Source organism: Blastocatellia bacterium (genome assembly GCA_035275065.1).
GTDB lineage: Bacteria > Acidobacteriota > Blastocatellia > UBA7656 > UBA7656 > DATENM01.
In genome coordinates, this window is record DATENM010000037.1 from 1 (window position 1) to 13,586 (window position 13,586).

Consider the following 13,586-nt stretch of genomic DNA (forward strand, 5'->3'; position numbering starts at 1 on the left):
TGACCCGATGACCTACGCCGCCATCGCGCTCGTGCTCGCCGCGGTCGCGCTCGTCGCCGCCTTCCTCCCCGCGCGCCGCGCGACGAAGGTGGACCCGATGGTGGCGCTTCGATATGAGTGATGAGTGATGGGTGACGAGTGATGAGAGAAGGCGGGCCGTGTCTTCCTCTCATCACTCATCACGTCCTTCTGAGGCGAAGCGATGGAGACGTTAATTCATGACTTGCGTTTCGGCGCCCGGATGCTGCTGAAGAATCCGGGCTTCGCCTCGGTAGCGGTACTGACGCTCGCCCTGGGGATAGGGGCGAACACGGCCATCTTCTCGGTCGTCAACGCGGTGTTGCTGAGGCCGCTAAAGTACAAGGAACCGGACCGCCTCGTCTGGTGGTGGGAGCAGCAGCCCCAGCTCGCCAGGGCGCCGTTCTCGCCGGGCGACTTTGTCGATTTTCAGACGCAGAACCAGACCTTCGAGCAGGTGGCCGGGATCCGCGACATGCTGCTGACGTTGACCGGCGAAGGCACTCCCGAACCGCTGCGCGGCGAGATTGTTTCGGCCAACTACTTCGACATGCTCGGCGTCGCCCCGGCGCTCGGTCGCGTGCTGCAAGCCGACGACGGGCAAAAGGGCGCGCCCCGCGTCGCCATCCTCAGCCATCCCTTGTGGCAGCGGCGCTTCGGCGGCGACGCCAGGGTGATCGGCCAGAGCCTGCGCATCAGCGGCGAAGACGTGACGGTCATCGGCGTCATGCCGCCCGACTTCCAGGCGCCAGCCGAGCGCGCCGAAATTTGGGTCAACCCCCATGCGACGGTGCCGGATTTTGTGTTCACTGAACGCAACGAACAGTGGCTGCAAACTCATGGCTCGCATTTCCTCAAAGTCATGGGGCGGCTGAAGGCGGGCGTCACGCGCCAGCAGGCGCAGGCTGACATCGATGCGATCTTTGACCGCATACATCAGCAGTACCCGCAGACGGCCAACCACACCGTCCGCCTCGTGCCGCTGCACGAACGCATCACCGGCCAGCTTCGCTCGGCCCTGTTGATTGTCTTCGGCGCGGTCGGGCTGGTGTTGCTGATTGCCTGCGCCAACGTCGCCAATCTGATGCTGGCGCGGGCCACCGGGCGCTCGCGCGAGATGGCGATTCGCGCCGCGCTCGGCGCCAGCCGCTGGCGCACCATCAGGCAGTTGTTCACCGAGAGCCTGCTGATCGCCCTGGTCGGCGGCACGGTCGGCGTGTTGCTGGCAGCGTGGGGAGTCCGGCTGCTGGTGTCGCTCAGTCCCGCCGACACGCCGCGGCTCAACGAAATCGGCCTCGACCTGCCGGTGCTGGCTTTCACGCTGGCGGCGTCGCTGCTGACCGGCATCCTGTTCGGCTTCGCGCCGGTGTTGTTTGCCTCGCGCATCGACATCAACGAAACGCTCAAGGAAGGAACGCGCAGCGTTTCGGGAGGCGGGGCACGGCACCACTTGCGCAACGGGCTGGTGATGGCCGAAGTCGCCCTGGCGCTGATCGTGCTGGTCGGGGCGGGGCTGCTGGTGCGCAGCTTCATGCGCTTGCAGGCGGTTGACCCCGGCTTCAACCCGGATCACTTGCTGACGATGCGGGTCGGGTTGATCGCCCCGCAGTACGGGAAGCCTGGCGTGCGCCTGCAATTCCTCAAGGCGCTCGGGCCGAAGCTCGAAGCCATCCCCGGCGTCGAGTCGGTGGCCATCGGCACCGACTTGCCGATTGCCGGCACCAACAGCTCCAGCAACCCCACCGTCGAAGGCCGCGCCCCGAACAAAGAGGGCGAAGAGTTGATCGCCGGCATGCACATGGTCAGCGCCGGTTACTTCAACGCGCTCGGCATCCCCTTGCTTAAGGGGCGCGAGTTCAACGACCGCGACAACGAGGACGCGCCGCCGGTGGCGGTCGTCAACGAGACGATGGCGCGGACGCTCTGGCCCGACCAGGACCCCATCGGCAAGCACTTCACCTTTGATTCGCCAAAGTCGCCGAACTTCCGTTGGACGGAAGTCGTCGGCCTGGCCGCAGACGTCAAGCACGATGGCTTGAACGTCGAATCGGGAATGCACGCCTACCAACCGAACCTGCAAAACCCCTGGCCGTTTGACACCATCGCGCTGCGCTCGCGGCTCGACGACGCGGCGCTGCTGGCCGCCGCGCAGCAAGCGATTCAGACGCTTGATCCCAACGAGCCGGTCTTTGAAACCAGGGCGATGAGCAAGATCATGTCGGAGGCGGTCGCCGAGCGCCGCCTGACGCTGGCGCTGTCGAGCCTGTTCGCCATCGTGGCGCTGCTGCTCGCGGGCATCGGCATCTATGGCGTGATCGCTTACTCGGTGACGCAGCGCACGCATGAAATCGGCCTGCGCCTGGCGCTGGGGGCGCAGCGGACGGACATTCTGCGGCTGGTGCTGAAGCATGGCGCGCTGCTGGCGGTGACCGGCGTGGGCGTCGGCGTGGCGGGCGCACTGGCGGCCACACGCTTGATGCAAAGCCTGCTCTTCGAAGTCAGCGCCACCGACCCGCTGACCTTCCTCAGCATTGCCGTGCTGATCATCTGCGTGGCGCTGTTGGCCTGCTACCTGCCGGCGCGCCGCGCGACGAAGGTCGACCCGATGGTGGCACTCAGGTACGAATAAGAGGGACTGGTCAAGGAGAAACTTATGAACACACTCTGGCAAGACCTGCGCTATGGCGCGCGAATGCTGTTCAAGAATCCTGGCTTCACGGTTGTCGCGGTCTTAGCCTTGACGCTCGGCATCGGCGCAACGACGGCCATCTTCAGCGTCGTCAATTCGGTGCTGCTCAAACCGCTGCCCTACCCCGATTCCGAGCAGCTCGTTTTTTTATCCGAGTCGCATCCGATGATCGAAGGGATGTCGATCTCTTACCCGAACTATAACGACTGGCGCGCCCAGAACGAGGTCTTTGAAAACATCGGCGTCTATCGCCGCCAGAGCTACAACCTGACGGGCACGGGCGAGCCCGAACGGCTGACCGGCGGCATGATGTCGGCGGATATGTTCGCGGCGCTGCGAGTCAATGCCATGCGGGGCCGCGTCTTTACGAGCGATGACGATAAGGTGGACGCCACGCCGGTCGTCGTTCTGAGCTACGGCCTGTGGCAGCGGCGCTTCGGCGGCGACCCCGGCATCCTCAATCAACAACTGACACTCAATGAGCGCAGCTACACGGTCATCGGCGTGATGTCGCCCGATTATCAGTTCCCGGCCCGCGTCGAGTTGTGGACGCCCGTCGGGCTGTCGGCCAAAAACCCCGGCTGGGAGAGTCGCGGCAATCATCCGGGGCTCTACGGCATCGCCCGCCTCAAGCCGGGCGTAACGCTTGAGCAGGCCCGCGCCAACATGGAGAGCATCGCCGTCAACCTCGAAAGGCAGTACCCCGATTCCAACACCGGCAACCGCGTGTCGATCACCCCGGCGCTCGAAGCTTTTGTCGGCGACGTCCGACCGGCGATGCGTGTGCTGCTCGGCGTCGTCGCGCTGGTCTTGTTGATCGCCTGCGCCAACGTCGCCAATCTCTTGCTCGCCCGCGCTACATCAAGGCAGAAAGAGATGGCGATACGAACGGCAATGGGCGCTAGCCGCTGGCGCATCATCCGCCAGTTGTTGACCGAAAGCATCTTGCTATCTTTCGCCGGCGGGGCGCTCGGCCTGCTGCTGGCGAGCTGGGGCGTGAAGCTAATCATCGCCATCAGTCCGAACAGCATCCCGCGGGCGCGCGAGATCGGCGTCGACAATCGCGTGCTGGTCTTCACGATTGCCATCGCCGCATTGACCGGCATCATCTTCGGCCTGGTGCCGGCGCTGCAAGCCTCGAAGCCCGACCTCAACGAAACGCTGAAAGATGCCGGGCGCGGCTCGACGGGCCGCCGCCACGTTCTGCGCAACGCGCTGGTGGTTGCCGAAGTGATGATGACCATGATGCTGCTGGTCGGCGCCGGCTTGATGATTCGCAGCTTTTACCGCTTGCAGCAGGTTGATCCCGGCTTTAATGCTGACAACCTGCTGACCTTTAACGTCGCGCTGCCGCCGCAAAAATATAAGGAAGAGGCGCAACAGGTCGCCTTCTTCGAGCAGCTTGCCGACCGTCTGCGCCAGTTGCCGGGGGTCGAAGTGGTCGGCCTGTCGTCGGGCCTGCCGCTCGGCAACAACGGCTGGCAGACGTCGTTCGTCATCGATGGTCAGCCGCCGCCCGATCCCGGCAAGACGCCGCTCACCGAAGCCGCCGTTGCCACGCCGGATTACTTCCGCGCCATGGGAATTACGCTGCTGAAAGGGCGCTCCTTCACCGCCGCCGACACCAAAGACACGCCGCGCGTCACGCTCATTGACGAAGAGTTCGCGCGCCGTTACTGGCCGGACGAAGACCCGATTGGCAAACGCCTGCGCATTGGCGGCAATAACCCCAATAATCCGACCACCGAAATCATCGGCGTCGTGCGCCGCGTCAAGATGGACGGCTTGAAGCAGGATTCGGATCGCGTGCAGTCTTACTACGCCTTCCGCCAGCAGCCGAGCAACGGCATGACGGTGACCATTAAAACCACCGGCGACCCGATGGCTCTGGCCACAGCGGCGCGCGAGCAGGTGCTAGCCATTGATCCCAATCAGCCGATAGCCAATCTCAACTCCATGCAGAAACTGCGCGCCGATTCGATTGCGCCGGAACGTTTGAACCTGATGCTGTTCAGCAGCTTTGCGGTCGTCGCGCTGCTGCTGGCATCGGTCGGCATCTATGGCGTGATGTCGTATTCAGTGACGCAGCGCACGCACGAGATCGGCATCCGCATGGCATTGGGCGCGCAGCCGCGTAACGTGCTCGGCATGGTCGTGCGACAAGGCATGGTGCTGACGATTGCGGGCCTGGCGCTCGGACTTGGCGGCGCACTACTAGCGACGCGGCTGATGGCGAGCCTGCTGTTCGGGGTCAGCGCCACCGACCCGTTGACCTTCATCGCCATTCCGCTGCTGCTGGCGGGAGTGGCTCTGGGAGCCTGTTACGTGCCCGCCCGCCGGGCGACGAAGGTTGACCCGATGATCGCGCTGAGATACGAATGATCCGATTGCGGATTGCGGATTGCGGATTATCGAACTTGCTCTGGAGTTTTATTAGCTAAGAAGAGAATCCGCGGTTCCAGATTCCGCAATCCGCAATCCGCAATTCAAAGGGGAATTATCATGCTTAAGAAATCACTCGCTTCACTCTCTCTCTTGATGCTTTCTGCCGCCGTCTGCTCGCTGCCGCTCGTCTGCGCGGCGCAGGCGACGAAGAAGTCGTCGAGTTCGACAACCCACATCGAACACTCCAACGATACCGACGAAAACCGCTGGACCTGGCACCAGATTGACGACCACGTCGATCTGCAAGTGACGATTCGCGGCAAGGTCGAATTCGCCGAAGACTACAGCGACATCACCGCGATCTCGCCAGCCAACGGCGAGCTGCGCATCAGCGAGCGGCGCGGCGGCGTGACCCGCAAGTTCGAGGCGACGCCGGGCGCCGACGGCATCAAACGCGCTTACTCGGTCAATGGCGAGCCGAAGCCGCTGGACGCCGAGGCCCGCGCCTGGGTCGCGAAAATCCTGAACGCCACGGTGCGGCAAGGCGGCTACGACGCGCCGGCGCGCGTCACCCGGCTGCTCGAACGCGGCGGGCCGAGCAGCGTGCTCGCAGAGATTTCCAAGCTTGAGGGCGACTACGTCAAGCGCCTCTACTTCAGCGAGCTGCTCAAGCAAGGCAACCTCGACGCCGAGACGGCGCGGCTCGCCTTGCGGCAGGCGGCGCGCGAGATTTCGTCGGACTACGAGAAGGCGGAAATGCTCATCCGCATGGCCGGCACCTATCTGCGCGACGACCGCTTCCGCTCGGTCTACCTCGAAGGCGCCGGCACAATCCATTCCGACTACGAGCGCGGGCGGGCCTTCAAGGCGGTGTTGAAGAAAGACATCCTCGACAAAGACAACCTGCTTTTCGTGCTCAACTCCGTCAACGTCATCAAGTCCGACTACGAGAAGGCCGAGTTGCTGGTGAAGCTCTCGCACGTCTTCCCGTTGGATGAAAGCTTACAGTTGGCGTTTCTCGACGCCGCCAAAACCATCAAGTCCGACTACGAGAAGGGCCGCGCCATCACGGGCCTGCTCGACACCAATCCGGCGAATCAACAAACCTGGCTGACCGTGGTCAAGGGGGCGACTCTCCTCGACTCGGATTACGAGAAGGCGCAGTTGCTCATTCGTGTCGCCGACACCCACCGGCGCGACGAGACGGTTCGCGGCGCGGTCGTGGACGCGGCGCGCGGCATCCAGTCCGAGCATGAGCGCGGGCGCGTGCTGTCGGCCATCTATCGATAGAGCGGCTTTCGGCTTGATGTGGCGCAAGGCTGTTAGCTTGCGCACGGACTCGCGCAAGCTAACAGCCTGCGCCACATGAGGGTGCGATGAGTAACCTGGTTCACGACATTCGTTACGGCCTGCGTGTGATGACGAGAAGGCCCGGCTTTACTTTAATCGCCGTTCTCACCCTGGCCTTAGGGGTCGGCGCCAATACGGCGATCTTCTCGGTGGTCAACGCCGTCTTGCTGCGCCCGCTGCCTTACCGCCAGCCCGAACAACTGGTCAAGGTCTTTCAAGCCGCGCCCTCGTCGGAGAAGGACGCGGCGCCGACGGTATGGTCTTACCCGCGCTTCGAGGTCTTGCGCGATCAGAGTCAGAGCTTCGCGGCCATCGCCGCATGCAGTCAGATGGGCCTCAACCTCACGGGCACAGACGAGCCGGAGCGTTTGCAGGCCGAGCTGGTTTCGGCCAGCTACTTCCCGCTGCTCGGCGTCGAAGCCATCGCCGGGCGCACCTTCAGCGAAGACGAAGACCGCAAGGGTGGCGCGCAGCCTGTGGCGCTGCTCGGCTACGCGCTCTGGCAGCGGCGCTTCGGCGGCGACCCGGCAGTCGTCGGCAAGACCATCGAGCTAGACAAGCGCAGCTTTACGATTGTCGGCGTGATGCCTGCCGGGTTCAATGGGCAACAGGGCACGGCGCAGGTGTGGCTGCCGATCACCAACGCGCCGCTGCTGCGTTACCCGCGCGTGCTCGTGAACGCGCGAAATTACTGGTTAGAGGTGGTGGCGCGGCTGCGGCCTGAGGTGACGGTCGCGCAGGCCCAGCAAGAGATGCTGAACGTCAGCGAGCAGATCGAGGCGGTTTATCCCAGCCCGTCAGAGCGCGGGCCGGGCGGCTCGGCGCGGCCTGTGGTGACGCTGCGGTTTTGGCGCGATGCCAATGTTGATCCGGCGATTCGCCGCTCGTTTATTATCTTGCTGGCGGCGGTCGGCTTTGTGTTGTTGATCGCCTGCGCCAACATCGCCAACCTCTTGTTGACGCGCGCCGTGTCACGCGAGCGCGAGATCGCTATTCGCCTGGCCGTCGGCGCCAGCCGCGCGCAGATCATCCGCCAGTTACTCACCGAAAGCGTGATGCTGGCGCTCGCAGGCGGCGCGCTCGGCCTGTTGATCGCCTGGTGGGGCGTTGACCTGTTGACCAGTTTCAAGCCGAGCGATAACGCGCAATTCTGGTCGAGCTACACGCGCACCTTCGACTTCTTCAAGATTCATCTCGATGGCCGCGTGCTGGCTTTTGATCTGGCGCTGGCGCTGGTGACCGGCTTGATCTTCGGACTGCTGCCGGCGTTGCAGGCGTCGCGCCCGAACCTCAACGAGGCGCTGAAAGAGACCGCCGGCAGCTCGGCAGCCGGCTTCCGTCCGCAGCGCCGGCTGTCGCCGCGCAGCCTGCTGATCGTCGCCCAGATCACTTTATCGTTTGTGCTGCTGGCGAGCGCCGGGCTGATGGTGAAAAGTCTTCTGCGACTGCAAGCCGTCAACCTCGGATTCGCGCCCGCCGGCGTCGTCACCATGTCGCTGTACGGTCGCGGCGTTAAGCCGGAGTTTTACACGCAACTACTTGAGCGCGTGCAAGCGATGCCGGGCGTCGAATCGGCAAGCCTCGGCTCGACCGCGCCGCTGCTCGGCTATTCGAGCATGACGGTGATGGACGTGCAGGGCCGCCAGGAGGGACAGCCCGCCTTCGTCGGCCTGCACAGCGTGTCGCCCGATTATTTTGCGACGCTCGGCATTCAATTGATTCGCGGGCGCGTCTTCAGCGCGCAAGACCGCATCGGCGCGCCGCGCGTCGCCGTCATCAACCGCGCCGCCGCCGAGCGCTACTTTGCTGACGAAGAGGCCATCGGCCAGCGCATCAAGCCTTACGTCGGCGCCGAGTACCCGAACGCCGAAGAGTTCGTCGAGATCGTCGGCATCGTTGATGATGTGAGATATGGCAAGCTCGAAGAGCTGATCGGCCCCGACGTCTATCTCTCATCTTTGCAGCCGACCGACGCGGCTTCTCTGCTGATTGTGCGGACGTCTGCGGATAAAGCCGGGCTGGTCGCCGCCGTGCGCCGCGAAGCCCTGGCCTTAGACCGCAACGTGCCGGTGACGCGTGTGCTGACGATGGCCGAGCGCAGCAACGAAGTCACTTCGCGCACACGCTTCATCGCCTTGCTGCTGGGATTGTTCGCGGGGCTGGCGCTGCTGCTTTCCGGCATTGGCCTCTATGGGGTGATGGCTTACAGTGTGGTCGTGCGGCGGCGCGAGATCGGCATCCGCATGGCATTGGGCGCGCGGCCCGCGGACGTCTTCCGGCTGGTGATGCAAGAAGGCACAATACTGGTGGCCGCCGGCTTGATCGTCGGAGTCGGCGCCGCTTATGCCGCGACGCGTGTGCTGGCGAGCCAGTTGTACATGGTGAGCGCCACTGATCCGACAACCTTCACCTTGATCGCGCTGCTGCTGACTGGCGCGGCCCTGCTGGCCTGCTACCTGCCGGCGCGCCGCGCGACGAAGGTTGATCCGATGGTCGCGCTGCGCTACGAATAGGGGTTGGGTGTTGGGTGCCGGGTGTTGAGGAAGAGGGCGCCGCGTTGTCCGGCACACATCACCTGACACCTATCACCCGGCACCCAACACCCATTACCCTCACTGGAGGTTTGCTGATGGAAACTTTGATCAAAGACATTCGCTTCGGCTTACGGATGCTTATGAAGAATCCCGCCTTCACGGCGGTGGCGGTCATCTCGCTGGCCTTAGGCATCGGCGCCAACGCGGCGATCTTCAGCGTCATCAATGCCTTCTTGCTCGCGCCGCTGCCGGTCGCCGAGCCCGCGCAATTGGTGTCGCTCTTCACCATTGATCAGAAGAATCCCGGCCCGTTGCCGGTGTCGCATTATAACTTTCTCGATTACCGCGATAAGACCGACGTATTCGATGGCCTGGCCGCTTACAACTTTGCGGCGGTCAATCTGAATCGCAACGCCGGCGAAGGGCGGCAGCTATTCGCTGAAGTCGTCACCGGCAACTACTTCGACGTGCTCGGCGTCAAGCCGCTTTATGGGCGAACCTTCTTGCCCGACGAAGACCGCACGCCGGGCACGCACCCGGTCGTCGTGCTGGGCTACGGCTGCTGGCAGCGCGACTTTGGCGGCGACCCCGCGATTGTCGGACAAACCATCTCGCTCAACCGCCTTGATTTTACTGTGGTCGGCATTACGCAAAAAGATTTCACCGGCACAGACATCGGCGGCTCGCCCGACATGTGGATTCCGATGATGATGCACCGCGAAGTGCAGCCCGACCTGGCGATGTTTTATGACGCGCGGCGCGGCCTGGCCTTCACTGTGGTCGGGCGGCTGAAGCCGGGCGTTTCGCTGCCGCAGGCGCAATCGGCTGTCACCGCGCTTGCCGGGGAGCTGGAACGGCAGTACCCGCAAGACAACGAAGGGCGCAGCGTCCGCCTGGTGCCGCTGCTCGAAGCGCGGCTCGACCCGCAGGGCAATGGCGACACCGTCCGAATGTCGGCGTTGCTGATGAGCATTGTCGGCATCGTCCTGTTGATCGCTTGCGCCAACGTCGCCAACCTCTTGCTGGCGCGCGCAACTCGGCGGCGGCGCGAGATTGCGATCCGCGTGGCCATCGGCGCCAGCCGCGCGCGGCTCATTCGCCAGATGCTGACCGAGAGCCTGGTGCTGTCGCTGATTGGCGGCGCGGTCGGCCTGCTGGTGGCGTTCTGGACTAAAGATGTCATTAGCTCGCTGGTGCCCTTCGGCGGCGGCCCGAATGCCAGCGCCATTCAATTAGACGGGCGGGTGATTTTCTTCACACTCGCCATCACGCTCTTAAGCGGCCTGCTGTTCGGGCTGGCGCCGGCGTTGCAAGCATCGAAAGCCGATCTGGTGCCGACGCTCAAAGGCGACATCACCGTGCCGGTCGGCCAGCGCGGCTTCCGCTTGAACCTGCGCAAGGTGCTGGTCGTCTTGCAGGTGGCGCTGTCGCTGTTCGCGCTGATCACCGCCGGATTGTTCGTGCGCAGCCTGCAAAAGGCGAAAGCCGTCAGCCCCGGCTTCATCACCGACAACGTCGTGCTGATGGGCTTCAACCTCGGGCGCGAAGGCTACAGCGAAGCGCAGGCCCGCCAGTTTCACCGCTTGCTGTTGGAGCGCGTTTCGGCGCTGCCCGGCGTGCAGGCGGCGACGATTGCGCGTGACCGCCCGGTGAGCTTCGGCCTGCTGCGCAGCGTCTTTCTCGAAGGCCAGGAGCCGGCGCCGGGTGGGCGCGGCGTGCTGGTGCAGACCAACGACATCGGCCCGCGCTACTTCGAGACGCTCGGCATTTCGCTCGTTCAAGGGCGCGACTTCGCCGAAACTGACGACCAGAAAGCGCCGCCCGTGGTCATCGTCAACGAGGTCATGGCCAAACGTTTCTGGCCCGATCAGGACGCCGTCGGCAAACGCTTTAAGTTTTTCGGTGATAAAGAGTACCGCCAGGTCGTCGGCATCGCCCGCGAGGTCAAAGTAACCAGCCTTACAGAGCGCCCGCGCCCGCTGGTCTACATGCCGCTGGAACAGGATTACGCGCCGCAGGTGAACTTGCACGTCCGCGCCGCCGGCGATGCGACGCAGTTGATCGCGGCGCTGCGCGGCGAGATTCAATCGCTCGACCCGAAGCTCTCGGTGCTGAATGTCGAGAATATGAGCGAGCGCGTCAATCAATCGCTTCAGGGCGAGCGCACGCAAGCGACCTTGTTTGGGTCGGCAGGCGTACTGGCGCTGTTGCTGGCGGCGGTCGGCCTGTATGGCGTGATGAGCTACATGGTGGCGCAGCGGACGCGCGAGATCGGCATCCGCATGGCGCTCGGCGCAAGTCGCGGCAACGTGATGGGGCTGGTATTAAGACAGGGAGCGCTGATGGTTTCGGCGGGTGTGGTCATCGGTCTGGGCGCGGCCTTCGGGCTGACGCGGCTGGTGGCCAGCTCGCTGTTCGGCGTCACCGCGGTTGACCCGCTGACCTTTGCCGGCACCTCGCTGGTGCTGGTGCTGGTGTCGCTCGCGGCGAGCTACGTGCCGGCGCGGCGCGCGACGAAAGTTGACCCGATCATCGCCCTGCGCTCTGAGTAAGGTCGCTTACAAATCGTCCAAAGGGATGAGTGAAAGATGTGATCGGCGGGCGGCGATTCAGTTGCCGCTTTTGGCGGCATCGCCTGACGTGGAGGTGAAGCGGATGATTTGATTGTAGGAAGGGTTGGCGTCCGCTTTCGGCGGCTCGGCGGCGCTGGGGGCGGCAGTCACGGGAGGTGCGGCAGCGGTGGCCGGCTGGCTGGTTGCGGTGCCGAGATGCAGGCCGCTGTAGCGCATGTAGATCGTCCGCACGTAATTCTGCGTCTCAAGGAATGGCGGGATGCGGTTGCCGTAGAACTCGACGGCGCCTTCGCCGGCGTTGTATCCGGCCAGCGCCAGCCGCACGTCGCCGCTGAAGCGGTCGAGCAGCCAGCGCAGATACCTGGCGCCGGCGAGGATGTTTTCGCGCGGGTCGAAGATGTTCTTGACGCCGAAACGCTCGGCGGTCGCCGGCATCAACTGCATCAAGCCCGAAGCGCCTTTCGGCGACACCGCCATGCGATTGAATCCCGACTCGGCGCGCATCACCGAAACGATCAAGCAGGGGTCGAGGCCGTTTTGCGTCGAGGCTTCGTAGATCATCGAGTCGAACGCCACATTGCCGGTCGAGATGTGGCGGCTGGTCGAAGCGCTCGGCACCTTGAGCTGAGCTGATGCCGGGGTGGCTGCCGCGTCAGCAGCCTGACGGTGCAGGCCCTCTTCTTTGCGCGCGCGCTCCTGGTCTTCAAGCGACATCGGCACGGGCGGGCGCGGCGGCGGCTTCAATGTCGTCTGTGCCCGCGCCGCGAGCGGAAGCGCCAGCACCAGCAACATCATGACTACGGCTTTCGACATACCGGCCAATTCTATCACACTTACTGAATCGTAACGTGAGTTATTTCCAGATGGTCATCGGCGCGCAGGTAGAAGGCCAGCTTGTCCTTGGCGTCCACCTGTTTCGGGTCAAAGACGACGATGCCGGTCAGGGTCTCGCCCGCCGCCAGCCGGTTCTCCGACTTGTTCTGCACCACCTCGACGGTCAGCGGCTTGGTCTCTGTTCCGGTGGCGGTCTCAAGGGTCAATGCGTTGAAGGTGAAATCTTCGGCGCCGGCGTTTTGAATCGTGTAGCGAATGTAGGCCCTGTCTCCGAGCAACATGACGCGCGACGGATCAAGCGAGACGATGATCTTTTTCTTGGTCGTCACCTTCGGGTTAGCGATGCGAATCTCGCGCAGCAGCATCAGGGCTTGCACGAAACGGCGGTCGGATTCCTGGGTGGCGCGTTCTGACGACTGGCGGCTAGCCTCGTTGATGCGGACCTCGGCTTCGCCGGCGATGCGGTCGGCCTGCTGGCGAGCATTGCGCAGGATTTCATCGGCTTTGCGGCGGCCCTGCTCTTCGGCATCGGCGCGGATGCGGTCGGCGTCGGGACAGGGGCTAGAGGGACTGGGCCGCGTCCCGTCCGTGCCGGCGGAAGTCGCGTTCGGCGTCGCATCGGTGACATTGATGACGCGGTGCGCCTGCGCCGGCGGCACAATGTTCAAATCGAAATTGTAAGTGCGCTTACCATCGCCGGTTTTGACGAACATATTGCTCTGGCCCCTGGCGCCGACCGGCTTGACGTAGATGTCGTTGCCAGGTTTTTGATCCGAACCGCTGCGGGCGACGACGAAGGTGCCTTTGCCGTCTGCCGCGTTGTAGAGATCGCCGCAGATGATCTCGGCGACCGGCTCAGGAAAGGCAATGCGCGTCGAGATGCCGACCGACGTCTTGACGACGCCGATCTGGTCGGGGCCGAGCTGTAAGGTGACGATGGGCGATTGCGCCAGCGCGGCGCTGGCCAGCGTCAGCACACATAGGACGATGAGAGGAATAAATCGCGTGAACTTCAATTGCGCCTCCTCGGATTGATCATGATTTCGCTTTGCGCCGCGCCGCAGGTTGGCGGCGCGACAGACGCTGTTGTGGCAAGACATTCTGGCAAAAGCGCTTCGCTCGGGCAAGTCGAAAGCGGAGCCGGGTAAGGAAAAGCCCCGGCGCTAGATTCGCCGGGGCTTTCTGAAAATCGCCGGCACCATC

General features: G+C 63.9%; 7 protein-coding genes. 5 read left to right on the forward strand and 2 right to left on the reverse strand.

Features of this window, described 5'->3' with window-relative positions; translation table 11 throughout:
• Window positions 1-202: 202 nt before the first annotated feature.
• From VJ464_07890 to VJ464_07910, 5 genes are all read left to right on the forward strand, one after another.
• Window positions 203-2,647 carry an ABC transporter permease gene (locus VJ464_07890; protein ID HKQ05034.1) on the forward strand — a complete coding sequence of 815 codons (2,445 nt, stop codon included), beginning with the start codon at window positions 203-205 and terminating at the stop codon, window positions 2,645-2,647.
• A gap of 24 nt (window positions 2,648-2,671) precedes the next feature.
• Entirely contained in the window at window positions 2,672-5,089 is a 2,418-nt protein-coding gene (locus VJ464_07895) for an ABC transporter permease (GenBank protein ID HKQ05035.1), read from the forward strand.
• Window positions 5,090-5,209: 120 nt separating this feature from the next.
• A complete protein-coding gene (locus tag VJ464_07900) occupies window positions 5,210-6,382 on the forward strand; it encodes a hypothetical protein (protein HKQ05036.1) in 1,173 nt (390 codons plus the stop codon).
• Between the two features lie 86 nt (window positions 6,383-6,468).
• A complete protein-coding gene (locus VJ464_07905; protein HKQ05037.1) occupies window positions 6,469-8,955 on the forward strand; it encodes an ABC transporter permease in 2,487 nt (828 codons plus the stop codon).
• 116 nt (window positions 8,956-9,071) lie between these two features.
• Window positions 9,072-11,528: an ABC transporter permease gene (locus tag VJ464_07910; GenBank protein HKQ05038.1), complete on the forward strand. Its 2,457-nt coding sequence runs from the start codon at window positions 9,072-9,074 to the stop codon at window positions 11,526-11,528.
• Between the two features lie 57 nt (window positions 11,529-11,585).
• Here the strand turns inward: VJ464_07910 and VJ464_07915 are convergent, their stop codons facing one another.
• Together VJ464_07915 and VJ464_07920 are read right to left on the reverse strand one after the other, a co-directional pair.
• Window positions 11,586-12,362, reverse strand: a complete 777-nt coding sequence (locus VJ464_07915; protein HKQ05039.1) for a lytic transglycosylase domain-containing protein — start codon at window positions 12,360-12,362, stop codon at window positions 11,586-11,588.
• 20 nt (window positions 12,363-12,382) lie between these two features.
• The gene (locus VJ464_07920) at window positions 12,383-13,399 is read right to left on the reverse strand and encodes a hypothetical protein (GenBank protein ID HKQ05040.1); all 1,017 of its coding nucleotides are present in this window, start codon (window positions 13,397-13,399) and stop codon (window positions 12,383-12,385) included.
• Between the last annotated feature and the right edge of the window lie 187 nt (window positions 13,400-13,586).

Excerpts from the sequence above, each read along its gene's own strand:
- VJ464_07890 (HKQ05034.1), top strand. The coding sequence starts at position 203 with ATGGAGACGTTAATTCATGACTTGCGTTTCGGCGCCCGGATGCTGCTG.
- VJ464_07915 (HKQ05039.1), bottom strand. The coding sequence starts at position 12,362 with ATGTCGAAAGCCGTAGTCATGATGTTGCTGGTGCTGGCGCTTCCGCTC.
- VJ464_07900 (HKQ05036.1), top strand. The coding sequence starts at position 5,210 with ATGCTTAAGAAATCACTCGCTTCACTCTCTCTCTTGATGCTTTCTGCC.
- VJ464_07895 (HKQ05035.1), top strand. The coding sequence starts at position 2,672 with ATGAACACACTCTGGCAAGACCTGCGCTATGGCGCGCGAATGCTGTTC.
- VJ464_07910 (HKQ05038.1), top strand. The coding sequence starts at position 9,072 with ATGGAAACTTTGATCAAAGACATTCGCTTCGGCTTACGGATGCTTATG.
- VJ464_07905 (HKQ05037.1), top strand. The coding sequence starts at position 6,469 with ATGAGTAACCTGGTTCACGACATTCGTTACGGCCTGCGTGTGATGACG.